Origin of the sequence: Enterobacter sp. MGH 4, from assembly GCF_000534735.1 — a bacterium.
GTDB lineage: Bacteria > Pseudomonadota > Gammaproteobacteria > Enterobacterales > Enterobacteriaceae > Enterobacter > Enterobacter intestinihominis.
The window spans coordinates 119,445-133,761 of the sequence record NZ_KI973298.1 but is presented as its reverse complement, the minus strand read 5'-3'; the positions used below and the strand labels follow the sequence as shown (position 1 = coordinate 133,761).

Annotated in this window: 11 protein-coding genes, 2 tRNA genes and 2 rRNA genes; 3 read left to right on the top strand and 12 right to left on the bottom strand. The window is 56.1% G+C overall.

Annotated features, from left to right (window positions below; all coding sequences use genetic code 11):
* Positions 1-131: 131 nt before the first annotated feature.
* Complete coding sequence (gene ilvY, locus L350_RS01110) at positions 132-1,022, top strand: HTH-type transcriptional activator IlvY (protein ID WP_017382574.1); 891 nt, start codon at positions 132-134, stop codon at positions 1,020-1,022.
* A 45-nt stretch (positions 1,023-1,067) separates the two neighbouring features.
* On the opposite strand, the gene ilvA is transcribed toward ilvY, so the two are convergent.
* From ilvA to ilvL, 7 genes are all read right to left on the bottom strand, one after another.
* Positions 1,068-2,612: a threonine ammonia-lyase, biosynthetic gene (gene ilvA / locus L350_RS01115; RefSeq protein ID WP_115504215.1), complete on the bottom strand. Its 1,545-nt coding sequence runs from the start codon at positions 2,610-2,612 to the stop codon at positions 1,068-1,070.
* A 2-nt stretch (positions 2,613-2,614) separates the two neighbouring features.
* Positions 2,615-4,465, bottom strand: a complete 1,851-nt coding sequence (gene ilvD / locus L350_RS01120) for a dihydroxy-acid dehydratase (RefSeq protein ID WP_032626972.1) — start codon at positions 4,463-4,465, stop codon at positions 2,615-2,617.
* Between the two features lie 60 nt (positions 4,466-4,525).
* The gene (ilvE, locus tag L350_RS01125; protein WP_003860182.1) at positions 4,526-5,455 is read right to left on the bottom strand and encodes a branched-chain-amino-acid transaminase; all 930 of its coding nucleotides are present in this window, start codon (positions 5,453-5,455) and stop codon (positions 4,526-4,528) included.
* An 18-nt stretch (positions 5,456-5,473) separates the two neighbouring features.
* Positions 5,474-5,737, bottom strand: a complete 264-nt coding sequence (ilvM, locus tag L350_RS01130; protein ID WP_003860184.1) for an acetolactate synthase 2 small subunit — start codon at positions 5,735-5,737, stop codon at positions 5,474-5,476.
* The gene (gene ilvG, locus L350_RS01135; RefSeq protein ID WP_032626970.1) at positions 5,734-7,380 is read right to left on the bottom strand and encodes an acetolactate synthase 2 catalytic subunit; all 1,647 of its coding nucleotides are present in this window, start codon (positions 7,378-7,380) and stop codon (positions 5,734-5,736) included. Before ilvG ends, ilvM begins: the two co-directional genes overlap by 4 nt.
* Before the next feature lie 2 nt (positions 7,381-7,382).
* Positions 7,383-7,433, bottom strand: coding sequence for a peptide IlvX (ilvX, locus tag L350_RS24570; RefSeq protein WP_166792073.1), 51 nt, complete (start codon positions 7,431-7,433; stop codon positions 7,383-7,385).
* Positions 7,434-7,519: 86 nt separating this feature from the next.
* Positions 7,520-7,618: an ilv operon leader peptide gene (gene ilvL, locus L350_RS23690; protein WP_001311244.1), complete on the bottom strand. Its 99-nt coding sequence runs from the start codon at positions 7,616-7,618 to the stop codon at positions 7,520-7,522.
* A 340-nt stretch (positions 7,619-7,958) separates the two neighbouring features.
* Between ilvL and L350_RS01140 the strand changes: the two genes are divergently transcribed.
* Positions 7,959-9,479 carry a YifB family Mg chelatase-like AAA ATPase gene (locus L350_RS01140; protein WP_032626968.1) on the top strand — a complete coding sequence of 507 codons (1,521 nt, stop codon included), beginning with the start codon at positions 7,959-7,961 and terminating at the stop codon, positions 9,477-9,479.
* Between the two features lie 27 nt (positions 9,480-9,506).
* Here L350_RS01140 and L350_RS01145 read toward each other — a convergent pair whose 3' ends face one another.
* Complete coding sequence (locus L350_RS01145) at positions 9,507-9,845, bottom strand: MaoP family protein (protein WP_006808641.1); 339 nt, start codon at positions 9,843-9,845, stop codon at positions 9,507-9,509.
* Positions 9,846-9,963: 118 nt separating this feature from the next.
* On the opposite strand from L350_RS01145, the gene hdfR reads away from it, so the two are divergent.
* Positions 9,964-10,785 (top strand): HTH-type transcriptional regulator HdfR, encoded by an 822-nt coding sequence (hdfR, locus tag L350_RS01150; protein WP_022649779.1) that lies wholly within the window; start codon positions 9,964-9,966, stop codon positions 10,783-10,785.
* A 100-nt stretch (positions 10,786-10,885) separates the two neighbouring features.
* On the opposite strand, the gene L350_RS01155 is transcribed toward hdfR, so the two are convergent.
* The 4 genes from L350_RS01155 to L350_RS01170 all read right to left on the bottom strand — a co-directional run bounded on the left by L350_RS01155 (position 10,886) and on the right by L350_RS01170 (position 14,237).
* Positions 10,886-10,961: transfer RNA gene (locus tag L350_RS01155), tRNA-Trp, on the bottom strand.
* A gap of 53 nt (positions 10,962-11,014) precedes the next feature.
* Positions 11,015-11,091, bottom strand: a tRNA-Asp gene (locus tag L350_RS01160).
* A gap of 55 nt (positions 11,092-11,146) precedes the next feature.
* Positions 11,147-11,262, bottom strand: a 5S ribosomal RNA gene (rrf, locus tag L350_RS01165).
* A gap of 69 nt (positions 11,263-11,331) precedes the next feature.
* Positions 11,332-14,237: ribosomal RNA gene (locus L350_RS01170) — 23S ribosomal RNA — on the bottom strand.
* Positions 14,238-14,317 lie beyond the last annotated feature (80 nt).

The window sequence follows — 14,317 nt, the reverse complement described above, 5'->3', positions numbered from 1 at the left end:
TGTGTCTTATTGTTCGGTTCGCGTTTCAGCGAGAATGTACCCACATTACAACAGGAAATTTATTGCGGAAATTGATATATTCACAACGTCACATTGCAATTTATGCAATGTAAAAAGAGGGAGTGGAATCGGTGGATTTACGCGATCTGAAAATGTTCCTGCATCTGGCGGAAAGCCGTCACTTTGGCCGCAGCGCCCGGGCGATGCACGTCAGCCCTTCCACGCTGTCGCGCCAGATCCAGCGCCTTGAGGAAGACCTCGGCCAGCCGCTGTTCGTGCGCGATAACCGCACCGTCACCCTCACGGAAGCCGGTGAAGAGCTGCGCATCTTTGCCCAGCAAACCTTGTTGCAGTACCAGCAGCTGCGGCACACCATCGACCAGCAGGGGCCGTCGCTTTCCGGCGAGCTGCATATTTTCTGCTCCGTGACCGCCGCCTACAGCCATCTTCCCCCCATTCTCGACCGCTTCCGCGCGGAACATCCGTCGGTTGAAATTAAGCTCACCACCGGCGATGCCGCCGACGCGATGGAAAAAGTGGTCACGGGCGAAGCGGATCTCGCGATTGCCGGGAAGCCGGAAACCCTGCCGGGCGCGGTAGCGTTCTCAATGCTGGAGAATCTGGCGGTAGTACTGATTGCCCCGGCGCTGCCCTGTCCTGTGCGCAATCAGGTCTCGGTGGAGAAACCGGACTGGTCGACGGTGCCATTTATCATGGCCGATCAGGGGCCGGTGCGCCGCCGCATTGAGCTGTGGTTCCGCCGCCAGAAAATCAGCAACCCGTCGATTTACGCCACGGTCGGCGGCCATGAGGCGATGGTGTCGATGGTGGCGCTCGGCTGCGGCGTGGCGCTGCTGCCAGAAGTGGTGCTGGAAAACAGCCCGGAGCCAGTGCGCAATCGCGTGATGATTTTAGAACGCAGCGACGAAAAAACGCCGTTCGAGCTTGGCGTGTGCGCACAAAAAAAGCGGCTGCATGAGCCGCTTATTGATGCGTTCTGGAAGATATTGCCGAACCACTAAAGCCGGGTGGCGCTGCGCTTACCCGGCCTACACGCAGCTCAACCCTTAGCCCGCGAGGAAGAAGCGGAACGCCGGGTTGTGGGTTTCGTCATGGCACTCATAGCCCAGCTCGTTCAGGCGAGTTTCGAAATCCGGCTCGTGCTCGCCCAGCTCGAACGCCGCCAGCACGCGGCCGTAGTCGGTGCCGTGGCTGCGGTAGTGGAACAGAGAAATGTTCCAGTGGGTGCCCAGCGTGTGCAGGAACTTGAGCAGCGCGCCCGGCGATTCCGGGAACTCGAAGCTGAACAGGCGTTCCTTGAGCGGCTTGGATGGACGGCCGCCGACCATGTAACGCACGTGCAGCTTCGCCATTTCGTCGTCGGAGAGATCGACCACGCTGTAGCCGCCGTCATGCAGCAGGCTGAGGATCTCTTTGCGCTCCTCCACGCCACGGCTCAGACGCACGCCGACAAAAATGCACGCATCTTTGGCATCGGCAAAGCGGTAGTTGAACTCCGTTACCGAACGGCCGCCCAGCAGCTGGCAAAACTTCAGGAAGCTGCCCTTCTCTTCCGGAATGGTCACCGCCAGCAGGGCTTCACGCTGCTCGCCCAGCTCACAGCGTTCGGACACGTAGCGCAGGCCGTGGAAGTTCACATTGGCGCCGGAAAGCACGTGCGCCAGCCGCTCGCCGCGAATGTTGTGCCGGGCGATGTATTTCTTCATCCCCGCCAGCGCCAGCGCGCCGGACGGCTCCGCCACCGCACGCACATCCTCAAAGAGATCTTTCATCGCCGCGCAGATAGCGTCGCTGTCGACGGTGACGATATCGTCGAGATACTCCTGGCACAGACGGAACGTTTCATCGCCAATGCGCTTCACCGCCACGCCCTCGGCGAACAGCCCGACGCGCGGCAGATCCACCGGATGTCCGGCGTCCAGCGCCGCCTTCAGGCAAGCGGAGTCTTCCGCTTCAACCGCAATCACTTTGATCTGCGGCATTAGCTGTTTGATCAGCACCGCCACACCAGCGGCTAAGCCACCGCCGCCCACCGGGACGAAAACGCGGTCGAGATGGGCATCCTGCTGCAACAGTTCCAGCGCCAGCGTACCCTGCCCGGCAATCACCATCGGGTGATCGAAAGGCGGGACCCAGGTGAAGCCCTGCTGCTGCGCCAGCTCAATCGCTTTGGCTTTCGCTTCGTCAAAATTCGCGCCGTGGAGCAGCACTTCGCCGCCGAACCCGCGCACCGCGTCGACTTTGATATCCGCCGTGGCAACCGGCATCACGATCAGCGCTTTCAGCCCTAAACGGGCCGCGGAGAACGCTACGCCCTGCGCGTGGTTGCCCGCCGACGCGGTAATGACGCCGCGCGCTTTCTGCTCATCCGTCAGCCCGGCCATCATCGCGTAGGCGCCGCGCAGCTTGAAGCTGTGCACCGGCTGCCTGTCTTCGCGCTTCACCAGAATGACGTTGTCGAGGCGCGAGGAGAGTTTGTCCATTTTTTGCAGGGGCGTGACCTGCACGGCTTCATAGACCGGCGCGCGCAGCACCGCTCTCAGGTATTCCGCCCCCTCGGGGGCGGCGGATAAGGGTTGTGACTCGGCCATCATTAGCCCCCAAGTTTAGATTTATCGCGCACCGCGCCTTTATCTGCACTGGTGGCAAGGCTCGCGTAGGCACGCAGGGCGAAGGAGACTTCACGCTGGCGGTCTTTCGGCGTCCAGGCTTTGTCGCCGCGGGCTTCCTGCGCTTCACGACGGGCCGCAATCTCCTGGTCACTCAGCTTCAGCTGAATGCCGCGGTTCGGAATGTCGATTTCGATCAGGTCGCCATCTTCGATGATCGCGATATTGCCGCCGCTTGCCGCTTCCGGGGAGACGTGGCCAATGGAGAGGCCTGACGTGCCGCCAGAGAAACGACCGTCGGTGATCAGCGCGCAGGCTTTGCCGAGGCCCATCGATTTCAGGAAGGTAGTCGGGTAGAGCATCTCCTGCATGCCCGGACCGCCTTTCGGCCCTTCGTAGCGAATGACCACCACGTCGCCTTCCACCACTTTGCCACCGAGGATAGCGTCTACCGCCTCGTCCTGGCTTTCATACACTTTTGCCGGACCGGTGAATTTGAGAATGCTGTCGTCCACGCCTGCGGTTTTCACGATACAGCCGTTTTCCGCAAAGTTACCGTACAGCACGGCCAGACCGCCGTCTTTGCTGTAGGCATGTTCCAGCGAGCGGATGCAGCCTCCGGCGCGATCGTCATCCAGCGTGTCCCAGCGGCAATCCTGCGAGAACGCCTGCGTGGTGCGAATACCTGCCGGACCGGCGCGGAACATCTTTTTCACCGCGTCGTCTTTGGTCAGCATCACGTCGTACTGGTCCAGCGACTCCGGCAGCGTCAGGCCGAGCACATTTTTCACGTTGCGGTTCAGCAGCCCTGCGCGATCCAGCTCGCCGAGGATACCGATGACACCACCAGCACGATGCACGTCTTCCATATGGTACTTCTGGGTACTCGGCGCGACTTTACACAGCTGCGGCACTTTGCGGGAGAGCTTGTCGATGTCGCTCATGGTGAAGTCGATTTCGGCTTCCTGCGCGGCGGCCAGCAGGTGCAGAACGGTGTTGGTGGAACCGCCCATGGCGATATCCAGCGTCATGGCGTTTTCGAACGCCGCTTTACTGGCGATGTTGCGCGGCAGCGCGCTGGCGTCGTCCTGCTCGTAGTAGCGTTTGGTCAGCTCAACGATGCGCTTGCCCGCGTTAAGGAACAGCTGCTTACGGTCGGCGTGGGTCGCCAGCAGCGAGCCGTTACCCGGCTGAGAAAGGCCCAGCGCTTCGGTCAGGCAGTTCATGGAGTTGGCGGTGAACATCCCGGAACAGGAGCCGCAGGTCGGACACGCGGAGCGTTCCACCTGGTCGCTCTGCTCGTCAGAGACTTTCGGGTCCGCGCCCTGGATCATCGCATCGACCAGGTCGAGCTTGATGATTTTGTCGGAAAGCTTGGTTTTACCCGCTTCCATCGGGCCGCCGGAAACGAAGATCACCGGAATGTTCAGGCGCAGGGAGGCCATCAGCATCCCCGGGGTGATTTTGTCGCAGTTGGAGATACAGACCATCGCATCGGCGCAGTGGGCGTTAACCATGTACTCCACCGAGTCGGCGATCAGCTCGCGCGACGGCAGTGAATAGAGCATCCCCCCGTGGCCCATTGCGATACCGTCATCCACCGCAATGGTGTTGAACTCTTTCGCCACGCCGCCGGAGGCTTCGATTTGCTCGGCAACCAGCTTACCGAGATCGCGCAGGTGCACGTGGCCCGGCACAAACTGGGTGAAGGAGTTCACCACGGCGATAATTGGCTTGCCGAAATCGGCGTCGGTCATTCCGGTAGCGCGCCACAGTGCGCGGGCACCCGCCATATTACGGCCGTGGGTGGTGGTGGCTGAACGATACTTAGGCATGCTTTATTTACTCCCGTCTGACTATTAAATGGGACGGTGCGTGCCGTCCCAAATTTATATTTAGTGATTAACCTGATCCAACCAGCCGTATTTGTCTTCTGTTTCGCCGGTGAACAGGCCGAAGAAGGCTTGCTGAATGCGTTTGGTGACCGGACCACAGCGGCCTTCGCCCACCTGAATGCCGTCGACGCTACGCACCGGTGTAATTTCAGCCGCAGTACCGGACATGAACACTTCGTCAGCCAGGTACAGGGATTCGCGGGACAGCACCTGCTCGCGTACTTCGATACCCAGATCTTTTGCCAGCTTGATGATGGCGTCGCGGGTGATGCCCGGCAGCGCGGACGAGGTAAACGGCGGGGTGAACAGAATGCCGTCTTTCACTTCAAACAGGTTTTCGCCCGCACCTTCGGAGATGTAGCCATTTACATCGAGGGCGATACCTTCCTGATAGCCGTGACGGCGCGCTTCGCTGCCAACCAGCAGTGAGGAGAGGTAGTTACCGCCCGCTTTAGCCGCGGTCGGGATAGTGTTTGGTGCCACGCGGTTCCAGGAAGAAACCATTGCGTCGATCCCCTGATCCAGTGCTTCCGCGCCCAGGTAGGCGCCCCACGGGAACGCAGCAATGATCACATCGGTGTTATAGCCAGCGGGCGGATTGACACCCATGCCGACATCACCCACGAAGACCAGCGGACGAATATAGGCACTGGTCAGTTTGTTCTGGCGGATCACCTCGCGGCAGGCTTCCATCAGCTCATCAACGCTTTGGGAGACCGGGAAACGATAAATTTTGGCTGAGTCATGCAGACGCTGCATGTGTTCGCGATGGCGGAACACCACTGGTCCTTTGTGAGAATCGTAGCAACGGATGCCTTCAAACACGGAGGTGCCGTAGTGCAGCGCGTGGGACATCACGTGAACTTTCGCGTCTTCCCAGCGAACCATCTCACCATTGAACCAAATGTAATCAGCTTTTTTTGTCGTCATTTTTTCGTCCTGTCACGCTTAAGCGCGGATTTGTTGTGATGTGGTTGTGCTCTGGCAGATGGCAACATGGGCAACGTCTACCAGTTTTGATAACTGACTAAACAGTAAGTCGACCGGCCGCGGGCTGGCAACGGTTAATTCGATACTGATATTTTGTGCATCCGTGGCCGTTTCCATATTCATAGAGCAAATCTGAAAACCACGATGACGCACCACACGCAATACGCGTTCTAACGTTTCCGGGTTGAAGCGAGCCTGCACGGCAACCTGATGTTGCATCATGATAATTTCTCCAGCATTTGTGAGTTACTGGCACCGGGCGGTACCAACGGCCAGACGTTCTCAAGCTCGTCGATTGAGACATGAAGCAGGTATGGCCCTTCGCTTGACAGCATGGTGTCGAGTGCCGCTTCAACCTGGTCTTTACGGGTGATGTGCTGGCCAGGAATGCCGAAGGCGCTGGCCAGGGTGAGGAAATCGGGGTTATCGGTCAGGGTCGTTTCGCTGTAACGCTCCTGGAAGAACAGCTGCTGCCACTGGCGAACCATGCCTAAACGCTGGTTATCGAGCAAAACGATCTTCAGCGGTAACTGCTTACGCTTCACGGTGCCGAGCTCCTGGACGTTCATCATGAAGGAGCCGTCACCGGAGATACAGATAACGGTATCGTTCGGGCGGGCAACCTGTGCGCCCACGGCAGCGGGCAGGCCGAAGCCCATCGTGCCTAAGCCGCTCGAGGTGATGAAATTTTCCGGACGGGTGTAGGTCATGTGCTGGGCTGACCACATCTGATGCTGGCCGACATCCGTCGTCACCACGCTGTCTGCGGGTTTGCGGTCGGACAACTGTTTCAACAACAGCGGCGCATAGATGGCCTCGCCTGGATGGTCGTAACGCCAGGCGTGCTCGGTGCGCATATCTGCGGTGTGCTGACGCCATGGGTTGATATCCAGCGGCTGCTCCAGCGCCGGTAACAGCGCGTTGAGATCGCCCTGCAGCGCGACGTGCGCCTGACGCAGCTTGTTCATCTCCGCCGGGTCGATGTCCATATGGATCACTTTGGCATTCGGCGCAAAGGTGTTCAGCTTGCCGGTGACGCGGTCGTCAAAACGGGCGCCGACGGCGATGAGCAGGTCACACTCCTGCACTGCCAGGTTTGCCGCTTTGGTGCCGTGCATCCCTAACATGCCCAAATAGTATGGATAGTCCGCGTCGACCGCGCCCAATCCTTTCAGCGTGCAGGTGGCGGGCATTTGCGTTACTGCGATAAATTCGCGCAGGGCAGGAACGGCCTGCGCCATGCCCACGCCGCCGCCTACATACAGCATCGGCTGTTTCGCCTGCGCCAGCATCTGGCGAGCCTCTTCAACCTCCGCATGGGGAAACACGTCGTCGCTTTCAACGGTGGAGAAGTGCGGTTCCAGATCGCCGAGTGCAACCTGAATATCTTTCGGGATATCTACCAGAACCGGGCCAGGACGGCCAGAGCTGGCAACCTCGAACGCTTCGGCCATCACGCGCGGCAGCTCTTCAAGAGACTGAACGAGGAAGCTGTGTTTGGTGCAGGCAAGCGATAAACCGAGCACATCCACTTCCTGGAAAGCATCGGTGCCGATGAACGGAGAGGCCACCTGGCCGGTAATCGCCACCACGGGTACGGAATCGAGCAGCGCGTCAGCCAGGCCGGTGATCAGGTTCGTTGCGCCCGGACCGGAGGTGGCCATACAGACGCCGGTTTTACCGGTCGCACGGGCATAACCGATGGCGGCCATCGCTGCGCCCTGCTCGTGTCGGCACAAGAGGTGTTCCACGCCGCCGTCATACAGTGCATCGTAAATCGGCATAATTGCGCCACCCGGATAACCGAATACGGTTTCGACTCCCTGCGCGCGCAACGCATGTACTACCCATTGTGCCCCATTCATAGTTAGTTCCCCGTCATAAATCTGGAGAAACAGAATTTTGTGCTAGTCGTCATTCTCTGCTCCTCATTTAAGTTTTTTAGTCATAAAAAAACCCCCGGACCTTTCGGTGCGGGGGTCTTAGTTCGTTAAGGCTTGATTTCTAAGCCTTTCCTCGTCCAAGTGCAGCCCCGCACGGTGGGATAATAATCACCACCACGCTAATCACGACCAGGCTAATCACTCGTAGAAGGGCTGTCATTTTTAGTTCTTTTTGCATCTTGTTCGAAGGAATACCTAAAGAGTTACCACAGATATTTCATCTGACACAAGATTTTTTTATGACCCATTTCTGTAGCAGGCGAACTATTTTTTTCAAAATCGTTGTTTTATATAGGGAAAAAATAGAAATGAAGATTTTTCATTTTTTTGTCCTGTTTCATCAGGCAAGGCGCGCATGATTTCTTTTCTGCGAGGCCGATTCCACCGACATGTAATGATTACATTTAGGCGCTAAAAGGCTGGAACGAGCGCCGTAATTCAGTGAATTAGCGCTAAACAGGAAAAAATGATGCTGGCATAGTTACCGCCAAGGAGGGCTTATGTCACTGTCAGTTGTTTATACACGCGCGGCCATCGGCGTGAAGGCACCGCTTATTTCTGTAGAGGTTCATTTAAGTAATGGACTGCCCGGGCTGACGCTGGTCGGCTTACCCGAAACGACCGTTAAGGAGGCCAGGGATCGCGTGCGCAGCGCAATTATTAATAGCGGTTATGCTTTTCCGGCGAAGAAGATCACCATCAACCTTGCGCCCGCCGATTTGCCAAAGGAGGGAGGGCGATATGATTTACCTATTGCTATAGCGCTTCTCGCGGCTTCTGAACAGCTCAATACGCCAGGGTTAAGCTCGTGCGAGTTCGTGGGTGAATTAGCGCTTACAGGCGCGTTAAGAGGCGTTCCCGGAGCAATCTCGGGTGCGCTTGAAGCCATACGCGCGGGAAGGCAAATCATTGTGGCCAATGAAAATGCCTCTGAAGTCAGCCTTATCGCCGAAAAGGGGTGTCTTGTCGCGGGACATTTGCAGGAGGTTTGCGCCTGGCTGGAAGGCCGACACGAGCTTGCCGAGCCGCAGGAGAATGAGGAGGTAGTGGCAGATTCTCCCGATGACCTCAGCGATATTATGGGTCAGGAACAGGGTAAACGGGCGTTAGAAATAACGGCCGCGGGTGGGCATAACCTGCTACTGATAGGTCCGCCAGGCACGGGGAAAACGATGCTGGCGAGCAGGTTGAGCGGCCTGCTGCCCCCCCTCAATAATCACGAAGCGCTGGAAAGCGCCGCGATATTTAGCCTGGTCAGTTCAATATCGCTGCATAAACAGTGGCGCCGCCGTCCTTTCCGCTCGCCACACCACAGTGCGTCTCTTACCGCGATGGTGGGCGGGGGCTCAATTCCCGGACCGGGTGAAATCTCACTGGCACACAACGGCATTCTGTTCCTGGATGAATTGCCAGAGTTTGAACGCCGCGTGCTGGATGCGTTGCGGGAGCCGATTGAATCCGGCGAAATCCATCTGTCTCGTACACGCGCCAAAATAAGCTACCCTGCGCAGTTTCAGCTGGTCGCCGCGATGAACCCTAGCCCAACGGGCCATTATCAGGGCAACCATAACCGCTGTACGCCGGAGCAGACGCTGCGCTATCTGAGTAAGCTGTCCGGCCCCTTCCTCGACCGTTTTGATTTATCTCTCGAGATCCCCCTGCCACCGCCCGGTCTGCTGAGGCAAACCGGTATCAAAGGCGAAAGCTCAGCAGCGGTGCGAGAACGGGTTATTGCGGCTCAGGCGCGGCAGTATGCTCGTCAGAACAGGCTGAATGCCCGGCTGGATAACAGCGGGATCCGACAGTTTTGCTCTCTCAACGCCGAAGATGCAGGCTGGCTGGAAGAGACACTGACGCGGTTTGGGTTATCCATTCGCGCGTGGCAGCGTTTGTTGAAAGTTGCGCGCACGGTCGCTGACGTGGAGGGCTGCCCCGGAATAGAGAGGCGACATTTGCAGGAGGCATTAAGCTACCGTGCGATCGATCGGCTGCTGTTGCATCTGCAAAAAATGCTGGCATAAAAAAAGGGGCCGTAGCCCCTTCTCTTCTTAATCGTCAGACTCGGTGTAGTCTTCTGCACCTTCCATCTGCGGCTTGCCGCCAGACAGCGTATGGAAACGCTTAGGACGCTTAATGCGAGCCATATACTTGATCCATACACGTTCTGCATCAGACTGCGGCTCACGCTCACCACGACAAACAGAGACAAACTGTTTTTCATCTTCGGTTGCCGGTTCGCGCTTACCCAGATCCAGCTCGTTAAAGGCATAACCATGGCGCTCAAGAAGTTGAGCTTCTTTGATAGTGAAATCGCCGTGACGAGAGAACCCGCGCGGATAATGTTTATTATCGAAAAAACGATTAGTCGTCGTAAAGCTTTCCGCCATCCTACACGCTCCTAATTCTTTGGCCGAGCTATTTATGGCGCGGAGTATTAGTTACGCTTGACAGAGTGTAAAACAAAACATTTAAATCATAACGACAAATAATTTTGTGGAGAAAGATGTGGATACGGAATTGCTAAAAACTTTCCTCGAAGTGAGCAGAACGCGACACTTTGGGCGAGCAGCTGAAGCCCTCTACCTGACGCAGTCAGCAGTCAGTTTTCGTATTCGACAGCTGGAAAATCAACTGGGTGTGAACCTTTTTACCCGCCATCGCAACAATATTCGTCTAACCCCGGCCGGTGAAAAGCTATTGCCTTATGCAGAAACCCTGATGAATACCTGGCAGGCAGCGCGAAAGGAGGTTGCGCACACATCCCGGCATAATGAATTCTCGATCGGTGCCAGCGCTTCACTATGGGAATGCATGCTCAGCCAGTGGCTTATGCGGCTATATCGCACACACAACCATCTGCAATTTGAGGCGAGGATTGCGCAACGCCAGTCGCTGGTTAAGCAACTCCACGAGCGGCAGCTTGATCTGCTGATCACCACAGAAGCCCCCAAGATGGATGAATTTAGCAGCCAGATTGTTGGACAGTTTAGCCTGGCGCTCTATGCATCCGAGCCTGCAATGATGAAGGCCGACCTGAATTATTTACGCCTGGAATGGGGGCCTGATTTTCAGCAGCACGAGACGGGGTTAATTGCCAGCGATGATATCCCGCAACTCACGACAAGCTCTGCGGAGATCGCATGCCAGCATCTTCCCACACTGAAAGGCTGTACATGGTTACCTGTTCGCTGGGCGGATAATAAACCTGCACTCCATGTTGTCACCGATTCAACAACGCTCTCCAGGCCGCTGTATGCCATTTGGCTGCAAAACAGCGATAAGCAGTCGCAGATAAAAGATCTGTTAAAAACCAGCATACTGGATTAACGCAAAAGCCTGCGGAAACGCAGGCTGCTTATTCTTCAGGAAGGTGTTGAGCCGTTTTACAGGCAAAAAAAAATCCTTTGCCGAAGCAAAGGATTCTATATGGCAGGGGCGGAGAGACTCGAACTCGCGACACCCGGTTTTGGAGACCGGTGCTCTACCAACTGAGCTACGCCCCTAAATTTTTTTGCCATTAAGCCTGCCCTTTGGGCAGGCTTAATGTCTTAATAAGTGGCGGAACGGACGGGACTCGAACCCGCGACCCCCTGCGTGACAGGCAGGTATTCTAACCGACTGAACTACCGCTCCACCGAATACTTCTGTAACCACCGGATTAATGCACCGGCTTACTACTTAATTTGATGCCTGGCAGTTCCCTACTCTCACATGGGGAGACCCCACACTACCATCGGCGCTACGGCGTTTCACTTCTGAGTTCGGCATGGGGTCAGGTGGGACCACCGCGCTAAAGCCGCCAGGCAAATTCTGTTAATCTGTATCAGGCTGAAAATCGTGTCTGTCTCTTCGCCGAAACAGCTTCGGCGTTGTAAGGTTAAGCCTCACGGTTCATTAGTATCGGTTAGCTCAACGCATCGCTGCGCTTACACACCCGACCTATCAACGTCGTCGTCTTCAACGTTCCTTCAGGAGACTTAAAGTCTCAGGGAGAACTCATCTCGGGGCAAGTTTCGTGCTTAGATGCTTTCAGCACTTATCTCTTCCGCATTTAGCTACCGGGCAGTGCCATTGGCATGACAACCCGAACACCAGTGATGCGTCCACTCCGGTCCTCTCGTACTAGGAGCAGCCCCCCTCAATTCTCCAGCGCCCACGGCAGATAGGGACCGAACTGTCTCACGACGTTCTAAACCCAGCTCGCGTACCACTTTAAATGGCGAACAGCCATACCCTTGGGACCTACTTCAGCCCCAGGATGTGATGAGCCGACATCGAGGTGCCAAACACCGCCGTCGATATGAACTCTTGGGCGGTATCAGCCTGTTATCCCCGGAGTACCTTTTATCCGTTGAGCGATGGCCCTTCCATTCAGAACCACCGGATCACTATGACCTGCTTTCGCACCTGCTCGCGCCGTCACGCTCGCAGTCAAGCTGGCTTATGCCATTGCACTAACCTCCTGATGTCCGACCAGGATTAGCCAACCTTCGTGCTCCTCCGTTACTCTTTGGGAGGAGACCGCCCCAGTCAAACTACCCACCAGACACTGTCCGCAACCCGGATTACGGGTCTACGTTAGAACACCAGCCATTAAAGGGTGGTATTTCAAGGTTGGCTCCACGCAGACTGGCGTCCACGCTTCAAAGCCTCCCACCTATCCTACACATCAAGGACCAGTGTTCAGTGTCAAGCTATAGTAAAGGTTCACGGGGTCTTTCCGTCTTGCCGCGGGTACACTGCATCTTCACAGCGAGTTCAATTTCACTGAGTCTCGGGTGGAGACAGCCTGGCCATCATTACGCCATTCGTGCAGGTCGGAACTTACCCGACAAGGAATTTCGCTACCTTAGGACCGTTATAGTTACGGCCGCCGTTTACCGGGGCTTCGATCAAGAGCTTCGCGTTGCCGCTAACCCCATCAATTAACCTTCCGGCACCGGGCAGGCGTCACACCGTATACGTCCACTTTCGTGTTTGCACAGTGCTGTGTTTTTAATAAACAGTTGCAGCCAGCTGGTATCTTCGACTGATTTCAGCTCCGTCCGCAGGGACCTCACCTACATATCAGCGTGCCTTCTCCCGAAGTTACGGCACCATTTTGCCTAGTTCCTTCACCCGAGTTCTCTCAAGCGCCTTGGTATTCTCTACCTGACCACCTGTGTCGGTTTGGGGTACGATTTCGTGTTACCTGATGCTTAGAGGCTTTTCCTGGAAGCAGGGCATTTATCACTTCAGCACCGTAGTGCCTCGTCATCACACCTCAGCGTTAACAAGGTACCGGATTTACCTGGAACCTCCGCCTACATGCTTAAACCGGGACAACCGTCGCCCGGCTGACATAGCCTTCTCCGTCCCCCCTTCGCAGTAACACCAAGTACAGGAATATTAACCTGTTTCCCATCGACTACGCCTTTCGGCCTCGCCTTAGGGGTCGACTCACCCTGCCCCGATTAACGTTGGACAGGAACCCTTGGTCTTCCGGCGAGCGGGCTTTTCACCCGCTTTATCGTTACTTATGTCAGCATTCGCACTTCTGATACCTCCAGCACCCCTCACAGGACACCTTCAACGGCTTACAGAACGCTCCCCTACCCAACAACGCATAAGCGTCGCTGCCGCAGCTTCGGTGCATGGTTTAGCCCCGTTACATCTTCCGCACAGGCCGACTCGACCAGTGAGCTATTACGCTTTCTTTAAATGATGGCTGCTTCTAAGCCAACATCCTGGCTGTCTGTGCCTTCCCACATCGTTTCCCACTTAACCATGACTTTGGGACCTTAGCTGGCGGTCTGGGTTGTTTCCCTCTTCACGACGGACGTTAGCACCCGCCGTGTGTCTCCCGTGATAACATTCTTCGGTATTCGTAGTTTGCATCGGGTTGGTAAGCCGGGATGGCCCCCTAGCCGAAACAGTGCTCTACCCCCGAAGATGAGTTCACGAGGCGCTACCTAAATAGCTTTCGGGGAGAACCAGCTATCTCCCGGTTTGATTGGCCTTTCACCCCCAGCCACAGGTCATCCGCTAATTTTTCAACATTAGTCGGTTCGGTCCTCCAGTTAGTGTTACCCAACCTTCAACCTGCCCATGGCTAGATCACCGGGTTTCGGGTCTATACCCTGCAACTTAACGCCCAGTTAAGACTCGGTTTCCCTTCGGCTCCCCTATACGGTTAACCTTGCTACAGAATATAAGTCGCTGACCCATTATACAAAAGGTACGCAGTCACCCCATAAAGAGGCTCCCACTGCTTGTACGTACACGGTTTCAGGTTCTTTTTCACTCCCCTCGCCGGGGTTCTTTTCGCCTTTCCCTCACGGTACTGGTTCACTATCGGTCAGTCAGGAGTATTTAGCCTTGGAGGATGGTCCCCCCATATTCAGACAGGATACCACGTGTCCCGCCCTACTCTTCGAGTTCACAGCATGTGTGCTTTCGTGTACGGGACTATCACCCTGTACCGTCGGACTTTCCAGACCGTTCCACTAACACACAAGCTGATTCAGACTCCGGGCTGCTCCCCGTTCGCTCGCCGCTACTGGGGGAATCTCGGTTGATTTCTTTTCCTCGGGGTACTTAGATGTTTCAGTTCCCCCGGTTCGCCTCGTTAACCTATGTATTCAGTTAACGATAGTGCAACGGATTGCACTGGGTTTCCCCATTCGGACATCGCCGGGTCAAAGGTTCATATCACCTCGCCGGCGCTTTTCGCAGATTAGCACGTCCTTCATCGCCTCTGACTGCCAGGGCATCCACCGTGTACGCTTAGTCGCTTAACCTCACAACCCGAAGATGTTTCACTTCCGATTGCGAAAATTTGAGAGACTCGAACACACATGAGCTGTGTGTCGTTTCAATT

Coding starts and splice junctions, on each gene's coding strand:
- ilvA (WP_115504215.1), bottom strand. CDS start 2,612: ATGGCCGAGTCACAACCCTTATCCGCCGCCCCCGAGGGGGCGGAATAC.
- ilvD (WP_032626972.1), bottom strand. CDS start 4,465: ATGCCTAAGTATCGTTCAGCCACCACCACCCACGGCCGTAATATGGCG.
- ilvE (WP_003860182.1), bottom strand. CDS start 5,455: ATGACGACAAAAAAAGCTGATTACATTTGGTTCAATGGTGAGATGGTT.
- ilvM (WP_003860184.1), bottom strand. CDS start 5,737: ATGATGCAACATCAGGTTGCCGTGCAGGCTCGCTTCAACCCGGAAACG.
- ilvG (WP_032626970.1), bottom strand. CDS start 7,380: ATGAATGGGGCACAATGGGTAGTACATGCGTTGCGCGCGCAGGGAGTC.
- ilvL (WP_001311244.1), bottom strand. CDS start 7,618: ATGACAGCCCTTCTACGAGTGATTAGCCTGGTCGTGATTAGCGTGGTG.
- L350_RS01140 (WP_032626968.1), top strand. CDS start 7,959: ATGTCACTGTCAGTTGTTTATACACGCGCGGCCATCGGCGTGAAGGCA.
- L350_RS01145 (WP_006808641.1), bottom strand. CDS start 9,845: ATGGCGGAAAGCTTTACGACGACTAATCGTTTTTTCGATAATAAACAT.